Annotated in this window: 13 protein-coding genes; 5 read left to right on the top strand and 8 right to left on the bottom strand. The window is 47.5% G+C overall.

Annotated features, from left to right (window positions below):
* Positions 1–101: 101 nt before the first annotated feature.
* Positions 102–932: an ABC transporter permease gene (locus AC3RCL_RS16245; RefSeq protein ID WP_192571739.1), complete on the bottom strand. Its 831-nt coding sequence runs from the start codon at positions 930–932 to the stop codon at positions 102–104.
* A 2-nt stretch (positions 933–934) separates the two neighbouring features.
* A complete protein-coding gene (locus AC3RCL_RS16240; protein ID WP_452515201.1) occupies positions 935–1,891 on the bottom strand; it encodes an ABC transporter ATP-binding protein in 957 nt (318 codons plus the stop codon).
* 547 nt (positions 1,892–2,438) lie between these two features.
* On the opposite strand from AC3RCL_RS16240, the gene AC3RCL_RS16235 reads away from it, so the two are divergent.
* Entirely contained in the window at positions 2,439–5,270 is a 2,832-nt protein-coding gene (locus AC3RCL_RS16235) for a hypothetical protein (RefSeq protein ID WP_492530690.1), read from the top strand.
* Between the two features lie 127 nt (positions 5,271–5,397).
* Here the strand turns inward: AC3RCL_RS16235 and AC3RCL_RS16230 are convergent, their stop codons facing one another.
* Both AC3RCL_RS16230 and rsgA read right to left on the bottom strand, forming a co-directional pair.
* Positions 5,398–6,414, bottom strand: coding sequence for a phosphotransferase (locus AC3RCL_RS16230; RefSeq protein ID WP_492530688.1), 1,017 nt, complete (start codon positions 6,412–6,414; stop codon positions 5,398–5,400).
* A complete protein-coding gene (gene rsgA, locus AC3RCL_RS16225; RefSeq protein ID WP_492530686.1) occupies positions 6,411–7,484 on the bottom strand; it encodes a ribosome small subunit-dependent GTPase A in 1,074 nt (357 codons plus the stop codon). The genes AC3RCL_RS16230 and rsgA overlap by 4 nt, the downstream gene beginning before the upstream one ends.
* A gap of 530 nt (positions 7,485–8,014) precedes the next feature.
* Here rsgA and rarD point away from each other — a divergent pair.
* Positions 8,015–8,893: an EamA family transporter RarD gene (gene rarD, locus AC3RCL_RS16220; RefSeq protein ID WP_492530684.1), complete on the top strand. Its 879-nt coding sequence runs from the start codon at positions 8,015–8,017 to the stop codon at positions 8,891–8,893.
* Positions 8,894–9,066: 173 nt separating this feature from the next.
* Here the strand turns inward: rarD and AC3RCL_RS16215 are convergent, their stop codons facing one another.
* From AC3RCL_RS16215 to AC3RCL_RS16200, 4 genes are all read right to left on the bottom strand, one after another.
* A complete protein-coding gene (locus AC3RCL_RS16215) occupies positions 9,067–9,453 on the bottom strand; it encodes a hypothetical protein (protein WP_145036689.1) in 387 nt (128 codons plus the stop codon).
* Positions 9,454–9,917: 464 nt separating this feature from the next.
* Positions 9,918–10,808 (bottom strand): carbohydrate ABC transporter permease, encoded by an 891-nt coding sequence (locus AC3RCL_RS16210; protein WP_015735575.1) that lies wholly within the window; start codon positions 10,806–10,808, stop codon positions 9,918–9,920.
* A gap of 65 nt (positions 10,809–10,873) precedes the next feature.
* The gene (locus AC3RCL_RS16205; protein WP_009590468.1) at positions 10,874–11,764 is read right to left on the bottom strand and encodes an ABC transporter permease; all 891 of its coding nucleotides are present in this window, start codon (positions 11,762–11,764) and stop codon (positions 10,874–10,876) included.
* Between the two features lie 97 nt (positions 11,765–11,861).
* Entirely contained in the window at positions 11,862–13,562 is a 1,701-nt protein-coding gene (locus AC3RCL_RS16200) for an extracellular solute-binding protein (RefSeq protein ID WP_492530681.1), read from the bottom strand.
* Between the two features lie 364 nt (positions 13,563–13,926).
* Between AC3RCL_RS16200 and AC3RCL_RS16195 the strand changes: the two genes are divergently transcribed.
* The 3 genes from AC3RCL_RS16195 to AC3RCL_RS16185 all read left to right on the top strand — a co-directional run bounded on the left by AC3RCL_RS16195 (position 13,927) and on the right by AC3RCL_RS16185 (position 19,594).
* On the top strand, positions 13,927–15,672 hold the full coding sequence (locus tag AC3RCL_RS16195; RefSeq protein WP_492530679.1) for a sensor histidine kinase: 1,746 nt from the start codon (positions 13,927–13,929) through the stop codon (positions 15,670–15,672).
* Positions 15,669–17,093: a response regulator transcription factor gene (locus tag AC3RCL_RS16190; RefSeq protein WP_492530677.1), complete on the top strand. Its 1,425-nt coding sequence runs from the start codon at positions 15,669–15,671 to the stop codon at positions 17,091–17,093. Before AC3RCL_RS16195 ends, AC3RCL_RS16190 begins: the two co-directional genes overlap by 4 nt.
* 725 nt (positions 17,094–17,818) lie before the next feature.
* Complete coding sequence (locus tag AC3RCL_RS16185) at positions 17,819–19,594, top strand: S41 family peptidase (protein WP_492530675.1); 1,776 nt, start codon at positions 17,819–17,821, stop codon at positions 19,592–19,594.
* Positions 19,595–19,694 lie beyond the last annotated feature (100 nt).

Below are 19,694 nucleotides of genomic sequence, written 5' to 3'. Positions count from 1 at the left end.
TGTCCAGCGTCGCCTGAAAAGACGACTTTGTTCTGCTCGTGATTATCTATTTTCGTCGAGGTTGCTAGTTAACGAACGTAAACAAGGAGAACTTTTCTTTACTACTCAACACGCCAATCAACCTTTTTCAAGATCAATACGATGGAGATCAGCGAGAAAAACAAGAGAACAAGCGTGTTCCAGGCGACAGAGCCGGACCAGCCCGATATCAATACCTCCCGCATGGCCTCAGCGGCGTAAGTGGTTGGGAAGATATAAGAGAACCATTGCAAAATCATAGGCAATTGATCCATATCCACCATGACAGGCGTCAAAAACGAGATGAACATCATCAGCGCCTGGACCAGCATGTTGGTCAATTGATGGCTAGGTGACCAGAAGCCGATCAGTACACCCGCGCCAACCACGCTAAAGACGGTGAGCAGCAATACAGGGACAAGTCCCCAGCTGTAGTGAAATTGAATGCCGTAAGCAAGTTGACCAATCATCGCCAAGATAATAAAAGACGGTACGCACATGATCAAGCCGCGCAGCAGATTGGCGAAGATGAAGTTTACCTTGGCGATCGGCAGGGACGAATAGTACGTGAAATGGCCTTGATGCTTCTGCCAAGATATCTCTTGAGCCATGGAATTGAGTCCCATGACGATTAAGCCGAAAAGCATATTCCCCGTAATAATACGTGTCATGACCGCCGGCGTTGGGTCGACCGTAAAGAATTTGAGAAACAACAACGTCGTTAACGGAAACATGCATGCCATGATGAAAATCCAAACCCATGCCTCGCGGATGATCGTAAATTGAATGCGGGCTAAGATCAGCCATTCCGTGATTCTGCGCTGGATTATGCTCTGCTGTTCGTGCCCTTGGAGAAAGACGGTTTCTTGCAGCTGCAAGTCATGGCTTTGCATGGATGGTTTTATCTTTTCCATGTTTAGACTACCTCCTCTTTGGCATGCTTATCCTGATCATCATCAATATGAAAATAGACATCTTCAAGATTCGGAGGGACCAACGAGTATTCTTCAATCGGTAATTGCTGCTCAGTCAGGCAGTCGATCGCGTAGCTGGCGTTTTGCTTCTCGATCAGTGTCCGGATTCGGTTTTCTCCCGTTTTGGTCCACTGCCCTAGTGCGCTTAAGCTTCGGCAAACATAATCGCTTTCGCCAAAGGAAGTCGTAATTTCCAGCTTCATCCGCTGATCTACCCTTTGTTTTAAGACACCGACATGATCGATGGCCAATAGCTTGCCGTGATTTACGACAGCAACTCTATCCACGACCTGTTCGGCCTCCAGCACGTTGTGTGTTACCAAGATTACGGTTACTCCTTGGCGATTGCGTTCCTGAATCAGATCCCATACGAGCCTTCTCTTTTTAGGATCCAGTTCATTGGTCGGTTCATCCAGGATCATGACGGGGGAAAAACCGATCAAGCAAGTACCGATCCCGATTAAACGCTTTTGTCCGCCGGAAACGTTTTTCAACAGCTTATGACGGAGGTCTTGCATACCAAAGCGTTCCAACAATTCCTCTGTTTGCTTTAAGGCGGACTCCTTCGTCAACCCACGCAATCTTCCTGTAAAATACAAGGCTTCCCAGGTTTTTAAACTGGTCAGGGCGTGAGGCTCTTGTGAGTAGTAGGCGACCTCCTGGGCAACTCGCTTGGTTTGTGTCTGCACGCTGGTTTCTTTATAGCGTACCGTACCTGAGGTGGGAGCAAGGTGGCCTACCATCTGCTTGATCAGCGTGGATTTGCCGGCTCCATTCGGACCGAGCAAACCGAGAATTTCCCCTTGTTGAACGTCGAAGCTTATGTTTTGATTGGCGACAACCTTGCCTTTTTTGTATGTTTTATTCACAAGCTCTAATTGATAGATCAGCTTCATCATGCTTGCCCCTTTCAGTTTTCGAACTAGGTTTTTCTGCTGCGTGGTTAAATACAAAGAGAATTCTTTGACTGTGTAACGGTATATCAACAGGCGTTAATACAACGATAACTTATTGCTCTGAGAAGAAGTGAGGGACGGCAGAATGGTTTTTGTCTCCGTCTGAGGACGGAGACGGCATGCCGTGCCCCAGTACCGCACCATGACCCACGCGCCTCAAATCCCGACTGGGGATGTTCGGTTTGCTGTCCGATGTGCCGAAAGAGTGGATAAGGAGGCCGTTCCGGTGCGGATGCTGCTCCCCGGAGGGACGGACGGAAGGTGGTTTACGAAGCTCGGCATTGGATACAACTTTACAGCTTGTCCCTGTATATCCGACCCCGGACGGCGCGGCGCCATTGGCAAACTGGGAACACGACATCATTTATCGGAAAGAATTATATTTACATGTATAATACTTGTATACGAATGAAGGGATATGATAAGATGAGAGCGTATTGAAAGCGTTTACTACCTGTTGAAAAAATTTATTCGCAAAGGGGAGAGTTTAGTGAGAAGCAAGTGGAGGAGTCGGCTTGCCGGAGCCCTAACCGTCATCATGATGTTCGCAAGTATCGGGTGGGCAAAGTCGATCACGTATGCAGCAGACGAAGAATTGACCAACGTTTTGATCAACGGCGGCTTCGAGGATTCCGAAGAAGATGGACGCTTGCCGGGCTGGCAGCCCGATGAAGACGCAGCTGTCATTACAGTAAGTGAGTCCGTGTACGCAGACGGGGAACGAAGTCTTCAAGTGGAACGCTTGTCGCCCGCCGCAGGCTCCGGAGTTGTGAGCGATGCATATGCCGCCCAACCATTCGGCAATGTCATCATGACAGCAAGCGTGCTATCAGATGAAGGCCAAGGCGGTAAAGCAGACCTCAGGTTTTATGATGCAAGCGGTAAGCTTGTCTCCGTCGTGAGTGGCCTGATTGGAGAACCATCGGGCAAATGGCGGAGTTTAAGAGTGGCTGCTACTGCTCCTAAAAATGCAACGGAGGTCAGGGTAGCCTTTGGTTTTAATGGTGACCTAACCGGCAGGTATTTCGTTGACAGCGTCTCATTGGAGTCGCAGGCTTCCTCCCCGTACTTAACGAATTTAGGACCGCAATCTTCAAGTTTAACCTTAATGACGGCTGCATTCGGTAAAGATAGGAATGGTCAGGATGCTTTGTTTACGGTCGCACAGGGTGATCCGGCACAATTCATCGTGATGGATGTTGCTTCGAAAGAAGTGAAATCCACTCATCCACTTGTTGCGCTTGACGGGAGCAACGTTTCGGCAGCTTGGGCGATTGTGACAGCCTCCGACGGAAAGGTATACATCGGAAGTACGCCGAACGGGACGTTGTTTCAATATGATCCGGCAGAGGATAAGCTGCGTGCCATCGGGAAACCTGTTCCTACCGATACCGTCATCTGGACGCTAGTAGCCGGGGAAGATGGCAAAGTGTATGGAGGAACAGGATATTCCCAATCGCTGTTTGAATATGATCCCGTTACCGACCAGACTCGAATCCTTAAATCCTTCAAGACTTCATCGAAAGAGGCTCATATCCGCAGCCTTGCTTACGATTCCGATCGTCAAATGATCTATGTTGGGGGAGCAGACGTCGCTAAGCTTTATCAATACGATCTTGCTAGCGGCACGTCGATTGCGCTTCATCATCCCGAATTTATCGGCAAGACTTCGGTTTACGATCTCCAGTATGCAGGAGGTAAATTGTTCGTGCGCGTGGATCCCGGACCGGTTATGTTCGTGTATGATCCCGATACCGCTAGCTGGATCGTTAACAATAATACTGCCTATAATGCACGAGGATTTTCACCGTTATCGCCTGACGGCGAAGAGGTATTCTACACCTATTACGAAACCCTTCCAGGTGGCGCGCAGCAATGGTCTCTCTATTCATACGACGTGAGAACGGGAGATTACGGCTCGCTGGGTGTCGACGTCAAAGGAGCAGGCGTAGCTTTTGGTTATGTACAGCTGGACCAGGCAAATTATCCGGGCTGGACATTAGTCGGATTGGCCGGAAATAGCGGAAGAGCATTTTATTACAATCTGGAAACCGGTTTGATTGAAACGCCGGAGCTTCCGTTTCCGGCACAGTTCGTGGAATTGTTTAATATCGGGAAGAGCACAGATGGGCAGATACTGTCCTCTGGCTTCATTTCAGGCGGGGGTATGGGGATTTACTCCCCAACCCGTAACGAGACCAAGCATTATCCTCAAATCGGCCAAGTCGAGGGATTCGGTTCCTTGAACGGGAAAATGTATCTCGGCGTTTATCCTAGAGCGACTATCTTTGAATACGATCCAGCCAAGCCATGGAACCGAACGGACCCATCAGAGCCGAATAATCCGCTGCGGCTTGGTCAGCTGGGTTCAGAGCAAGACCGGCCCGTTGCCATGCTCGGGGTCGAGGAAGAAAACCTGTTATATATCGGTTCTTATCCAATCGCAGGCAAAACAGGCGGGGCTCTTACCGTCTATAATCCCGTTACCGGAACGTTTGATGTGAAACGTGACATTATATCCGGGCATTCGATCAATTCGTTGCTTTACAAAAATGGAAAGCTGTTTATGGCCACCGGCGCGATGACAGGCGGAGAGGGGAAGCTTGCCATTTACGATACAGCATCCGGCCGAGTAGAGCTGGAACAGGTACCTGTTGCGGGCAAAAAAGCAGTAACCTCTTTGATATGGGGCCCTGACGGTAACGTTTGGGGAATGGCGCTAGGGTCTCTGTTTATCTATGATCCGGAGCGCCAAGAGATTATTTACAGCGAAGATATGTTTCCTGCAGCAGATTATGCACACAGCAATCCTCGCTTAACCGTTGGAACCGACGGGAATGTGTACGGTACCATTTTTACGGGATATGTTGCTGACCATACGTACACAAGCAAAATGTTTAAGATTGAAGCTGCAAGCAAATCGCTGTCCATCTTGTTGGAGAGCAATGCGGAAAAACTGGCCCAGGACGATTTTGGCAACTTATATTTCAAATACGGCAGCGAGCTGATGAAGTATAGCGATCCGAATCTGGTCGTGCAGCTAGACAAAGTACAGCTTGAGGCTGAATCGCTCCAGCTTCGTCCGGGAGATGAAGTCGGTTATTCCTACGAAGTATTCCTTGATAAAGGAAGAACGACTAAGGAGTTATCCGGCGCAGTCATTGAGTATTTGAGCAGCCGTCCGGATAAGGCGGAGATCGACCCGAAAGGAAAGATCATCGCCAAGCATCCGGGGCAAGCCGAGTTGTCGATTCGAATTACATTGAACGGGGTAACGGTTGAATCCAATAAAATCAAGGTGAAAATAACCGGACCTTTTTAAAACGTGTATGATATAGCAATATGAGATGTTATCACGAGCTAGCTTCCGGGGACGATCGAATGGGAGTTATGAAGAAACTCCGAAAACCCACTATATTCAAGGGTTTTCGGAGTTCTTTTTTTAAAAGTCAACCCAGTACAGGGGTGGTCTTCATGTCATGGATTTTTTGGAGCGTATGGAAATGCTTCGTCTTTTCGTCATCGTCCTCTGTGTGGAGATACCACTCCACAAGCCTGTATCCGAAGCCGAGGAGGATCAGCTCGTAGACGCAATGTTCGGCGATAGGGGGTACATCCGCATATTCCGAAAAGCCTTTGTAATACGCGGGGACACATCGCTGGTAGTTTTCGACCATGTGATCGATATCCGCTTCATCTGCAATCAGGCTTGCGAGATCCTCGCCCAGGTAGCCCCATCCGGATGTGTCCCAGTCAATGAGTGCGATTTTCCCGTCGGCATAGATCAGGTTGGTCACCCAGAAGTCCCGGTGGCATAGCACGAGAGGCAATTTTTCGATGCGATCGAGAATCTCGTCTGCATGCTCATCGATGTCGATGAGCATTTGCCGCACGTGCTGCGGAAAATCGCAGTTCTCCGAGCGTATATAATCGTAGACGACCGGCCAAGACCGGTAATGGAGATACGTATTCTTCATGAGATCCGCATGGCTCAGGTTGGTCAGGCTCTGCAGCACAGCGGGCTGCTCCGCATACAGCTTGCCTTGATAGCGTCCTAACTCCAGCGCAGCCTGTTCATACATGTCACCGGTCAAATCTAAACCGGTTACGCCATCGATATATTCCAGCCACAGCTGGAATTCATTTTCCTCGGCATTGATCTCGGCGTGATAACATGTCGGCCAGCGGAAGGCATCCGAGAACGTCGCTCCCAAGTCAGACGCATAAAGATCATATTCCCGGCGCCATGAACCCGGATCGCCGTAACGCTCCCATTTCTGCTGGATTTTGAGCACGATACGGTACGTCAATTGTTCGCCATCCGCGGTATCGGCGATTCCCGTTACCAGGTACACATTTCCCACAGTTCCGCCCTGCAACGGCTTGGTTTGGCAGTCGGCCGAGATGATATCCTTCTTGAACTGTCGGCTTAAGGCATAGATCAGCGATTCGAATTGAATATTCATATTTTCCATCCCCCGTTTTTTTTCGTTTGTTTGCTCCACATGGCGTTCGTTTTGTTTCGAGCCCTCTTGTCGATGAGGTAGCTGGTTTTATCCTGGACATACTTGTTCTCATGCTGCTGGGCAACATAATGCTCCCACCGTTCACGCGGCAATGAACCGTCGGCAAGCGCGGCAAGAACGGCACAGCCCGGCTCGGCCTGATGGCGGCAATCCGTAAATCGGCACTGCGGGAACCATGCCTCCACATCGGTAAAGCTTGCGCGTATGCCTTCGTCAGCATCAAAAATCCCAAGCTCACGCATGCCCGGCGTATCAATGACCATCGTACCGGAGGGCAGCATGAACAGCTGACGGTGCGTTGTCGTATGCCGTCCCCGGCTGTCGACCTCCCGGATTGCCTGAACCTTCATTACGTCCTGTTCTATCAACGCATTGAGCAAAGACGATTTACCAACGCCGGACATGCCGAGAAAGACGACCGTTTTACCTGGCATCAAGTAGGGATCGAGTTCGTTCATCCCCAAGCCTGTATGACTGCAGATCGCGTGAACCGGCACATTAGGGATGCTTTGTGTGACTTCTGCGAGCAGGAGATTATAATCTGGGGCGAGATCAGCCTTGGTCAGAATGATGACCGGCTGGCCGCCGCTCTGCCTGGCTTGTGTCAGATACCGCATGATACGGGTAACGTTGAAATCCCAATTCAGAGAAGAAAGGATAAATACATAGTCAAAGTTGGTTGCAACGACCTGTTCCCGCACGGTTTTGGCATAGCCTGCGGCATGTCCTGAGTAATCCGCGCGTGAGAACTTGGAGCGACGGGGCAATACCCTGTCGATGAGAGAATCTCCGCTTTCGTTGTAGTGCAGCAAAACAAAATCACCGACGCAAGGAAAGTCTACTCGCGTTTCCGCACCGTGATAGAACGCCCCCTTGAGCACCGCCGTTACCTCGCCGCGCTCGGTCATGACCCTGAAGCGCTCGCGCCGAAGCTCCGTCACCCTGCCGGGCAATAAGCCGCCTTGAATTGCTTCTATTTCTGAGTAGCCATAAATTTTCAAATCCATCATGTTTTTTTGTTAGCTCCTTTAATGTTGTTTTTTGGACGCAAAAATGCCACGGTCAAGCAGCCTCTAAAGAAGCTGCTGTCGCGCGGCATCAGGACGCAAAAAAGATACGACCTTCATCGTATCTCGCAAACAGCAATATTCACGAAAGGTTACTTTGAATGGCACACCAAATAATACGGGCGTTGTCCCGCTTTATTCGCGTATGCCTGCTATTCAGTTTTAAGACCAAACCACCAAATAAGTAGTCGCCATTAAAACACATCTCCCTTCGTGATAGGAACTTGCTTATCGCTAAGCTGTCTATAAAATAACCTATTTTGGAAAAATAATCAATGACTAACAGCGCAGAATGTGTCTGCTGCTTGCTTCATCGAGTCTGCGAACGAACGGAAAACGATAGCTCAAAATACAACGAGAATCGAACAAGAGCGTGACTGTCTGCCAGCGGACACGAATTATATGCTTTACTTAAGCGAGGATCGAGGCGTATAATCCGTTAAGACATCGGAGCTAGAAGAGGGGAAATCATAATGAACAATGGGTTGGTTAACGCTATTATCGCGTATATCATGTGGGGGGTTCTCCCGCTTTATTGGAAGTTGTTTGACAATGTGCCGGCAGGCGAAATTCTGTCGCATCGGGTTGTCTGGTCGTTCGTTTTCATGGGTATTCTCGTCGCCGTCCAGCGACGCTGGGGCGACATGAAGCGGGTTGCGGCTAGCCGCTCGCTCCTGCTGTCGCTCGCCGCCAGCGGACTGCTGATCGCTGCGAATTGGCTCATCTTCATCTGGGCGGTCAACAACGGCCATGTTGTCGAGACAAGTCTCGGCTATTATTTGAATCCGTTGCTGAACGTATTGTTAGCGGTTGTCTTCCTTCGTGAAAAGCCTAACCGCGGCCAATGGCTCGGGATTGCCATCGCTGGCACCGCGGTGCTCATCATCGCCATCGACTACGGGCGGTTCCCGTGGGTCGCGATCTCGTTGGCCGTATCGTTTGGCTTGTACGGCCTCGCCAAGAAAAAGATCGTGCAGGACGCTTCTGTAGGCTTGTTGTCGGAGACGGCCGTAATCCTGCCCGTCGCGCTCGGCTACTGGATCTATTTGGCCGCCGTGGGCAAGACGACGGCATGGACGCTGCCTGCGCCGGTGTTCGTCGAGCTGCTTCTTTCCGGCGTGGTAACGGCGCTGCCGCTGCTCTTCTTTGCGCGTGCGGCCGCCCGGATGGCGCTATCCACGCTCGGTTTCGTACAATACATCGGGCCGACGATCATGCTGTTACTGAGCATATTCGTGTTCAAGGAATCGGTCTCGCCGGTTCTGCTTATCGGCTTCGCGCTCATCTGGACAGCGCTCGTTGTATACGCTGTGGCATCGGTTCGCAGCACGAAACTCGCGAAGGCGAGCTGACGGTAAGGGCTTCAAGGTACAGACATAACGGCCATTTCCGTCCGATAGGGGCGGAGATGGCCGTTTTCCGTTACATATTGTGTTTCTCTGAATTTGCTGACGTCAGCGCCGATGACAATTACAACGTCAAGGATTCGAGAGATGGTGGGAAGAGATAACAGTTATATCAAACGTTAACGGCGTAGTGTTTTGGCAATGAATCCAACGATGAATCCCCAAATGGCATTTATAGCAAAGACACTTACAAGAGCAAACGGATTAGTTAATGGACCTTGTAATTTTCCATCAAGAAGCGGAGAGACTAAGCCGCTAAGGATGACGGCATATAAGGCATAACTCATACCCGCAAAAATAAGAATGACCACTGGAGAAGCGGGTTTCTTAATTAAAACGATAACGAGCCAAGCTAAGGAAATAAGAATCGTCATGAGAATGCTGCCGAATTGTTGTCCGATCAAATCCATGATCCCCGTCATCTTCATAATGGGTCTCACTAGAGCTAATGCGCCAAGACCAAGAATAAACAACAAATTTTCTTTTACGATATCGAGCGTTTTCATTATAAACAATTACTTTCTGGTGTGATTGAACGATGTGAGGACCAAAATTCTTGATATTCTCGAAAGCGGATGGGTCGGCCTAATGTTCGTTACTGAATTTCTAATCCGTAGCGTTCTTGTTTACCGTTTTAAAATAACAAATTCATGTTGTGAACTTATGACGATACATTGTGTTTTACGTGAAATTTCATCTGTTTGAAATCTTTATGAAGAACGATCGAAGACGGTCTCGAAGTGAAGCGATTAACGCACGGTGAACCATACGAAGGTCAGCCATTAGGGGGATATTTGTAGAATTAAAAAAGACAACCAAGATAATGAGGTTGTCTGTACATAGGATAACAATGCACATGCGCTGGGAGGGATGATACGTACTCCCGGCGCCTGTTTTCAGTATATTTTTATATTCATGTAAAGAAGAAAATGGCTCGGATCTCTGAAAGCTGTTGTCCTGGGTGGCGGAGCTACTCTTTAACCGAACCCAGCGTAATCCCGTGAATGAAGAAGCGCTGGAGGAACGGATAGACGATGAGGACAGGCAGCATGGCGATGAAGATCTTGGCGGCATCGAGTGTCCGGTTGGATAACTCAGACAAGCGACGGTACTGGTCCTCGGACATCGTCGATGGATCGACCGAGACGACAAGCTGCTGGATATACGTCTGGAGTGGATAGAATTGCTCACGGGACATGAAGATCAGGCCGTACAAGAATTCATTCCAGTGATACACGATACTGAACAGCGAGACGGTCGCCAGCACCGGCACGGCCAGCGGGATGTAGATCTTGAACAGGATGTACCAAGGTCCCGCGCCGTCGACAAGGGCAGCTTCATCCAGCTCCTTGGGCAGGTTGCGGAAGAAGTTCATCGTGAGGATGACGTTGAAGACGAGTGTCTGCGCGCCGCCGACCAGGACAAGTGCCCAGATGCTGTTCAGCATGTTGAGCTCTTTGACCGTCAAATACAGCGGGATCAGTCCACCGTTGAATAACATCGTGAAAATGAGAATCCACATGAATACATTGCGCCCCTTGAACTCTTTCGCTGTCCGCGAGAGCGGGTAAGACATGAGCACAACCATGATAAAATTAAGCATAACCCCCAGCAGCACTCGCTGGGTCGAGGTCCAGAAGGATCGGAAGAACTGCTGGTCATTGAGAATCTGGGCATATGCGTTGAGATTGAAATCGACCGGCCATAGCCAGACCTTACCGGCCGCAGCGGCAGAGTTGGAGCTAAGCGAAAGGGAGAGGGTGTACCAGATCGGCAGAATGCATGACAACGTAATGCCTATCAGGACAACAATCAGTATAATATCCGTCACACGGTTGCCGAACGTCCGGTCTCTGACCACGGTCAGCACCTCCTACTCTAGTTGGAATGGGATTGGTTTATATATCTTTGCAACAGGATGAATCCTTAGAATATGCGATAGTTAACAAAACGGTAAGCCAGATAATACGAGACGGATATCAGCAGGAAGCCCACAACGGACTTCAGCAGGCCGACGGCGGTCGCAAGTTCATATTGCAGGTTAAGCAAACCTGTACGATAGACCCAGGTGTCAATAATATCACCTGTAGAATAGACGAGCGGGTTGTACAGATTGAAGATCTGGTCAAAGCCCGCGTTAAGCACATTACCCAAGCTGAGTACCGTAAGCAATACGGCTGTCGTGCGGATCCCTGGCAAAGTGATATGCCAGAGACTTCTCCAGCGTCCTGCGCCATCGATGTTGGCAGCTTCGTACAGTGCCGGGTTGATCCCCGTAAGCGCGGCAAGATAGATAATGGTGCCAAAACCGAATTCCTTCCAGACGTCACTGCCGACAACGAGGAACGGAAACAGTTGGGAGTCGGCAAAGAACAGTTTAGGCTGGAATCCGAACAAGGCAGTCAGTTGATTGACGGGTCCGTTATAGGAGAACAGGTCGAGTACAATGCCCCCCAGAATAACCCAAGACAAAAAGTGGGGCAGATAGACGATGGTCTGAATCCAGCGTCTGAGAATCATCAAACGCAGCTCATTGAGCATGAGTGCAAACAACAGAGGCGCAATCAGATTGGCGACAATCTTCATGGACGCGATCACAAGCGTATTGCTGAAGACTTCCTGTGTATCCTTCAGCAATAACATATACTTGAAGTGCTCAAGCCCTGCCCAATCCGAGCCCAGGATACCTTTGCCTGGATTAAAATATTGGAACGAAATGATGATGCCGAACATCGGAACGATGCTGAAGACGAACAGCCATAGAAATCCCGGGATCAGCATCAGATAATAATGTTTGGCGAAGCCTTTCATACGCATGACAGCACTCCCTTCCCCGAATCCTGCATCGAGTGATCCAGAGCTCCTGACAGCTGCCGGGAGCTCTGGCTATTATGGTTCGTTGTATGCCTTAAGATCACTGCGCAAGCGCGTCCTTAACCTCCTGGGTAATCTGGTCGCCGCCTTGACGTTTCCAGTTCTCGACGAAGGAGTCGAATGTCTCCAGCGGAGCCGCACCCATGATGATGCGCAGGAAAGTCTCGTCCTCTAATTTGCGCAGATTCACCCAACGGCTCTCCATTAACGGTGACTGCTCATACAGAAGACTGGGCACCTCCTCAAACTCGGTATCAACCAGCGGCCTGCCGCCCACCATGATGGAGTACGATCGAGTCCATGCTCCCCAGTTCGCTTCAGGGTTCCATGTTGAAAGATCCATGGAATCGTAAGGCTCGTTTTTGATCGTCTTAATGCTTGCGATGTCCGAAGGCAGCAGTTTGTAGGCCTTGTCATTTGCAAAATCCTCGGCGGTTTTATTGCCTGCCAGCACATCACGGAGGGCTTTGACTGTAAATTCAATTTCGTCGGATGGAGCGTATACCACGCGGAGCGGATAGTAACCAGGACCGCCTTTGCTCGGGTCAAAGGTGTTCTCTTGCTCGTTTTTAAACAGATTGTTTAGCAATTTCATAGGAACTTCCGGATGCTCGTAATCTTTCCGAACCACCACAAACTCAGTAGAAGGTGTAGCAGCATGTGGTTTAAATTCGCCATTTTGATTCAAAGGCAGAGCATAAGCCTGCCAATTGGCTTCGGCATCATTTTTTACGGCATTGGTTAGCGGGCCGTAAGCCATCCACCATGGCGCAAAGAACATTCCGGATTTTCCGGCGATAATGGGCTCATCCGCTTTGTTACGAACACCCATCTCTGGATCAATAAGTCCTTTGGAATACAAATCTCTTAAACTAGCTAACGCCTCACGTGTCTCCGGCAGGATTGAGCCGTATACAGGGCTGCCATCCTCGCCCTCGAGCCAGTATCCAGGGAAGGAGTCATGGGCGGAGAAAATTGCGTCAAAACCGTATAAATTGTTCTTCGACTCAAGGAAGTTCGCGTACAGCTTGCCACCACTTTCGGGTCCGGTGATCCCAATCGTATCGCGCTGACCGTTACCATCAGGATCATTTTCGACGAAAGCACGGGCGACTTCCTCAAGTTCTGCCATCGTGGTTGGCGGTTCAAGGTTCAGCTTATCCAGCCAGTCCTGCCGGATCCACAAGAGGTGAATGCCATCGGCATTGGCTTGCACACCCGGGAGGGCCATGATTTTGCCATCGAATGTTACTGCATCCAGGGCAGCACCGTTGGTGTTTTCAATGATTGTTTTTATATCCGGGGAAGCATATTGCTCATACACCTCCGTTAAATCGGCAATTTGGTCGGCTTCGACCAATTGGCGCAGCTCAACGGCATTGACGACCATAGCATCCGGCAAATCGTTACTTGCAATGGCGAGACTAATTCTCTGACGAAGATTCTGGCCAGAGGCAGCAAATTGATGATCGACGTCCACATTAAGCGCTTCCTTAATCTGACGAGTGTATTGATTGTCGAGCGGCGTGTCGCCAGGAGGCAATTCATTATCGGTGGGATCGATTTCAATACTGATGCTGATCTGAACTGGTTCTTCGTAGCGGCCAAATGGATCGGCGGGTTCGCTGGACTCCGCGCTTTTCTCCGGTGCAGCCGGCGTGTTATTCGTTGGATTGCTGCAAGCTGCTAGAACGAGAAAACAGGCCAGTAAAAGCGCTAACGTCTTTGACTTGTTTTTCATAATTACACCCCTTCTTTCAGATGAATGGAATAACTATTCGTATGGACCATTTAACTGTAGCACAATGAAACCGCCTTCATGGATAGAAGGTGGTTTCTAAATGAGGGGGTCATATGTACAAAAATTTACGGCTGTTGCGGGTGGTTGGACATTTCACCCACTACGGAGAAGACATTTGTCTACCCGTGATTTTTTCAATTGAACGTTAACGGATTTGGCACCTGATTTATTGAAATCTATGCTCAATAATCATTTTAATTTGTGTTATATTCTAGAAAGATTTTTCCGCCTGTTTCTGATTATGCGCATCATAGACCATATGATTCAAAGAGAGGAGGAGTCGATAATCGATGGGGATGAAACGATGAAACCGGAAAAGGATTGGAAGTCCCGCCTGAAGCGATTGACCTTGAAAAATCGAATTCTTTTACTGTTTGCCGCAGCAACATTGATCCCTTTCATCTTCACCTGTTATCTGTCATACAACACCATTACATCCATTCTGAATACGAAGCTGCAATCCGGCATTCAAAGCAATTTAAAGCAGGTCCGATTGTCGCTTGAGAACACGCTGGACAATCTGAATCACGTTTCCCAACAACTGACCTTTAAGGGGAATGTCGGTAGGCAGCTTGAGAAGTTTTTGATGGCGAAGCAGCCGTATGACCGGAGTTATCTGACGGATGAAATCAAAAACCAGCTGAATCTAATCACGTTCACCAATCCCAATGTCGGATTAACGCTGTATTATTTACGCGACGATCGGACCACTCTTTTTGAGAATACAGGCATGAAACAGCCATTCGATATCGATGACCTTCCCATCATAGCAGCGTATTATGGCATCACCTATTTTGGACCGCATATCAGTAAAGATCGATTCAACAATCAATATGTGCTTTCCGCCTTGCGAAAAGTTGATTTGCCGGAGAGGGAAGACGCCTATGTCTACATTGAGTCCGGTTTCAAGCTGACGCAGAGCATTCTTGATTTGGATGAAGTGAGCAAGCATACCAATCATTTAATTCTGGACAACAATGGAAGGGTTTCATACAGCGAGCTTCAAGATATCTTTCCTGAAAATTCATTTTTTTCGGACACTCTAGCGCCTTCCCTGGTAACAGGCATTACGTCCGACTATTATTGGTATCGACAAGTCAGCAATCAGGGCTGGAGTGTGGTCTCGCTTATTGCGAAATCCGACTACAACCGCGAGAAAAATAGCTGGATGATGCAGATGCTGGGGCTGGCGCTGCTGTTCGCTGTAGTCAGTCTGACCATTGGCTGGCTTCTATGGAAAATGGTGTACCGGCCGCTGTCGCGCTTTAATAAGGAGATCAAATCGATTGCGGGCAGCAATTTTAATGCGGCTGCCACGCAATCGCGTATCCCGGAATTTGAGATGTTGTTAAACCAGTTTCAACATATGAAGGTTCAGATTACGCAGCTGTATTCTGAAATCAAGGCCAAGGAAAAGCGCAGAGCGGATCTGGAGATCGAGAAGCTGCAGTATCAGATTAATCCGCATTTTCTGATGAATACGCTGGATACCGCGCATTGGCTAGCCGTTATGAACGGTCAGGAGGAGATCGACAGGCTTGTCACTTCGTTGAACAAACTGCTTTACTACAATCTCCGTAAAGGCAACAGTGTCGCGACGATCAGGGATGAGATTGATTCGCTGAAGCAATATCTCATTCTCCAGCAGATTCGATACAATTTTCAGTTCGATGTCAATATTCACGTGGACGACGCATTACTCGAAGTGACGGTTCCTAGATTCATTCTGCAGCCGTTGGTTGAAAATTCGCTGTATCACGGGCTAGATGATAACGGCAGAATCGAGGTGGTGGTTAGAAAGAATGACAGGCTTGAGATCGAAATTCGAGATAACGGCGGGGGGATCTCTGAGGAAAAGATTGAGGCATTGCTTGAGCAGGAACAGACTGAACGCCATCGAGTGGGTATGGGAATCGGACTGAATTATGTCAAACGAATGTTAGAATTTCATTACGAAGGGAGAGCGAGTCTTACGGTAACAAGCGAGCTTGGCAAAGGAACCCGCATCATCATTTCGATACAAATCGAGGAGGAGAATTTAACGAAATGATCCATGTTCTCATCGTAGACGACGACAAGCTTGTACGTAAGGGACTGATGTCTTTTTTGCCATGGGAATCGTTCGGAATGAGAGTTGTAGGCGAAGCAGCCAACGGGGAGAAGGCGCTCGATTTTTTGAAGGCGAATCGGGTAGATCTGTTAATGACCGATCTGGCCATGCCGGTAATGTCGGGCATAGAGTTAATTCGGGTTGTGCGCAAGCAATATCCGAATATCGCGATCGCCGTGCTGACTCTTCATCAGGATTTTGAATACATTCAGGAAGCGCTGCGACTGGGTGCCATTGATTACATTGCCAAGGTTGAGCTTGAAAAAGAACAGTTCGAAGAAGTGTTTCAGCGCATTCACTCGCGCATTGTGGAAGTGAAGCAAAAGCACAAGAATGAGTCGGATTCGATAGTAGCGGCTTGTTCTTGCGATACGGCCTATGCGCTATTGACGTACCCGGATGAGCCATTGACAAGCAGAATGGTAGCGGATTGCGTTTCATTGGGCTGGATAGCGGAAGCGGATGGATCTATTCCGATGTGGCTGACGGAACTTCCCAAGGAGGTTCCGTCTCATGGCAATGAAGAAGAAGACCCGTTGCCGCCGCTTCCAGACGGAACGTGCAGCACCGGATGGCATATGGTACGGCTACGGCATACAGCCGGTTTATCTCCATCCGAGCTGCTTCAACGAATACGGGCCTATAGGAGCAGAGATTTTTTCTACGACTGCGACGGCAATGAGCCTTATCCGATTGAGAAGTCTGTCATGAAGCTGATGGCGGAACGTCCTGAACCGGGAGAAGAAGAGACGGCCACTGTAAAGGAATTACTACACGCCTTCACATGGGTCCATGACGATGAAGCCTTTGATAAGCTTTGCAGTCGATTGAAAGAACTGCGTATACCCGTCTCCAAGCTAATGCAATGGATCTATGGATGTATGGTTGACTGGAACCGGCTTTATAGAGCGATACAACCTGATGATATCAAGATGCCTGACACATTTACGTGCTGGCGGGAGGTTGCGGACTGGCTGAAACAATTCAGGGAAAATGGGATAACGCTATCAGGCAGCCTGCAGTTGAGCCCCGAAGTGAGCGGCAGCATTATGACCGCGGTCAAAATCGTGCACGACGAACTTGAGTTGCCGTTATTCGCTATCGATGTCGCGAAGCGGGTCAATCTGAGCCGGAGCTACTTCTATCAATGTTTCAAAGAAATCGTTGGCTATTCCTTCAATGAATATCTGCGCAAGGTACGGATCGATAAGGCGAGGGAATATCTGGAACAGACGGCCAGGCCAATTGTCTGGATTGCCAAGCAAACCGGATACGAGGATGAGAAATATTTCAGCAGAACCTTTCGAGAGCAGACAGGCATGCTGCCGAGCGAATATAGACAGCGGTATAAGGCGAGGTAGTGACTAGTTAAACTCCTAAAATACTAAAATTATTTTGTTACAAACAATAACTGTGATAAAATGTAATTATCAATAAATGGAAGGGATTGATATTATGAACTTATCAATCTTAGCTCTTATTCTTGTTGGGATAATCACTATCTTTGCCATTGCATTTACAATGATAATTAAGCTACTTGGCCGGAAATTTAATGACAAATCCAATATGTATTTTCTATATGCATCGATTATCTTGATTATCCAATCATATCTTATAATTAAGGATTATTTAGGAAAACAGCCTCTAAGTTCAGTCAATACTTTATTCTTCTTAATGGCGTTTATGCTGATTTTTCAAGGAATAAAACGAAAAAAATCAAATATGTAGCAAGATTAATAAGCCACTTGGAAAGGAACCAGGTGGCTTATCTATGTCGTGTACAATTTTATCAAATATGATAAATATAATAGCCCCCCATTTTTACAAACGCTACAGCGATACCTTTGAAGGGGGAAGGGAAATCATTGAAGGTTACTCGGCAAGGGCTTCAGCAATGTTGAGGAAGGAGTAATCAATCGGATCAACATACGCCCCAGCCTAGGAGAATATATAGGCTGGGCTTTTTATTTGCCCTAGAGATTTCGAGGGATAGTTTATATAATATGTAATATATTAACATTCCACGTGTTTTAGATTTGCAAGAATGACTAAAGAGATAAATTATTGAGCTGAAAGGTGGAAAAAGGTGAGACTAAAAAAAAGAAGAGACCGGATGTTCTTTGTGTTTATCAGTGTATTGTTTATCCTCATTACTGCAGGATGTTTTGCATCACAGGAGGCTCATCAGCTTGAGCAAGTGAAAGAGCAAGCGAAAGAGCAGAAGCAGGAGCAGGGGCAGGAGTACGACCAAGGAAGTGGAATGAAATTTTCCAGCCTTTCTGAACAGAAGATCGAGGATATCGCTAAGCTCAGTAAGGTATGGGGATTGGTGAAATATTACCATCCTAAGGTTGTATCTGGGGAAATAAATTGGGATTATGAGCTTTTTCGTGTGATGCCTTCTATTATAGATGAAAATTCGGATGTGAACTCAATCCTCTATGAGTGGGTTCATACGTTAGGTAATGAGAACGTCCCCGGGGCTCTTGAACAGCTATACCAAATTCCCGAGGATTATAAACATCTCAGACCAACTACAGATTGGTCCAAGGACGAGGAATATCTCGGAGCAGATCTGAGTCTTGAATTATCAATGCTTTTGAATTCGAACATTTCAGACCGAGAACATGCATATGTAAGTTTTAAGGATGATTCACCCCAACCGAGTATGCATAATGAAAACTCTTATATAAATATGAAATTTGATGATTCAGGCTACAGATTACTTGGTTTATTCCGCTATTGGAATATTATTGAATATTATTATCCTTATAAAGATGTCATCGAAGAGGATTGGGATCGAGTGCTTCTGGAATTTATCCCTAAAATGATAGATGGGTCTGATTATGACTCCTATTACATGACCTTAGCAGAACTGACAACTAGAATACATGATTCTCATGCCTATTTGTTGGGCAAAAACAGAAAGACTGTTACTGACTATTTTGGATTGTATCAGCTTCCCGTAAACTTTATCGAAATTAATAATCAGATTGTTATCAGTAAAGTAATAAACGAATGTGGACTTGAAGTCGGAGACATTGTGCTAAACGTTGGCGACGATAGTATCGATGAATTATTAGAAAATAGAAGAAAATATATATCACAGTCTCGAGAAGACACGTCAGCTCATTTCTTTCCTGCATTATTCCGAACTCAACAGAAGAATACTGACGTTACCGTTATCCGACAGGGAAATACGATGAAAATAAGTGCAACAGGCTATCGACAATGGTTTAATTTCTTTGTTGATACGAAATCGCAAGCAATGGAGAATGGAGACATCTACTATATCAATGCCGGTCTGTTGGAAGAAGGAGAGATTGATAAACTCATGAAGGAATGGTGGAATACAAAAGGTTTAATTCTTGATCTTAGAAACTACCCTACTAGCGAACTTTCCTATAAATTAGCTCAATATCTGATCCCTTCCGAAAAAGAGTTTGCCAAATTGTCATATCCTAATCCTGCAATACCAGGTGAATTTTATTATATGCATATTTTCTCAGGGAAGCCTCAAAATATAAATGACGAGGTTTACAAAGGAAAACTCGTGATGTTAATCAATGAACATACGATAAGTAACGGTGAATTTACAACGATGTCGCTGAGAAATACAGAAAATTCAATAGTTCTTGGGAGGCCTACTGCCGGAGCTGACGGTAATAAAGTTATATTTACTCTACCAGGAAATATAAAAACTGCAATAAGTGGAAGAGGAGTATTTTATCCAGATAAAAAACCAACGCAAAGAATAGGAGTGCAGCCTGATATTCGTCTTGATCCAACCATTGAAGGAATGATGGAAGGTAGGGACGAGTATGTTGAGAAAGCCGTAGAAATAATTAAAGCTGATTATTAAACAAAGGCGAGGCAAATGGCTGCATGCACGAAAGCCTAAAGGTAATGAATTCATCCACGCAAACAGCGTGTACCGATAGGTACACGCTGTTTAGGCTTAA

The organism is Paenibacillus sp. MT86 (assembly GCF_058792535.1).
Note: the sequence above shows the minus strand (reverse complement) of the source record. Positions and strands in the feature narration are given on the sequence as shown.

Coding starts and splice junctions, on each gene's coding strand:
- AC3RCL_RS16245 (WP_192571739.1), bottom strand. CDS start 932: ATGGAAAAGATAAAACCATCCATGCAAAGCCATGACTTGCAGCTGCAA.
- AC3RCL_RS16240 (WP_452515201.1), bottom strand. CDS start 1,891: ATGATGAAGCTGATCTATCAATTAGAGCTTGTGAATAAAACATACAAA.
- AC3RCL_RS16230 (WP_492530688.1), bottom strand. CDS start 6,414: ATGAATATTCAATTCGAATCGCTGATCTATGCCTTAAGCCGACAGTTC.
- rsgA (WP_492530686.1), bottom strand. CDS start 7,484: ATGATGGATTTGAAAATTTATGGCTACTCAGAAATAGAAGCAATTCAA.
- rarD (WP_492530684.1), top strand. CDS start 8,015: ATGAACAATGGGTTGGTTAACGCTATTATCGCGTATATCATGTGGGGG.
- AC3RCL_RS16215 (WP_145036689.1), bottom strand. CDS start 9,453: ATGAAAACGCTCGATATCGTAAAAGAAAATTTGTTGTTTATTCTTGGT.
- AC3RCL_RS16205 (WP_009590468.1), bottom strand. CDS start 11,764: ATGCGTATGAAAGGCTTCGCCAAACATTATTATCTGATGCTGATCCCG.
- AC3RCL_RS16200 (WP_492530681.1), bottom strand. CDS start 13,562: ATGAAAAACAAGTCAAAGACGTTAGCGCTTTTACTGGCCTGTTTTCTC.
- AC3RCL_RS16195 (WP_492530679.1), top strand. CDS start 13,927: ATGAAACCGGAAAAGGATTGGAAGTCCCGCCTGAAGCGATTGACCTTG.
- AC3RCL_RS16190 (WP_492530677.1), top strand. CDS start 15,669: ATGATCCATGTTCTCATCGTAGACGACGACAAGCTTGTACGTAAGGGA.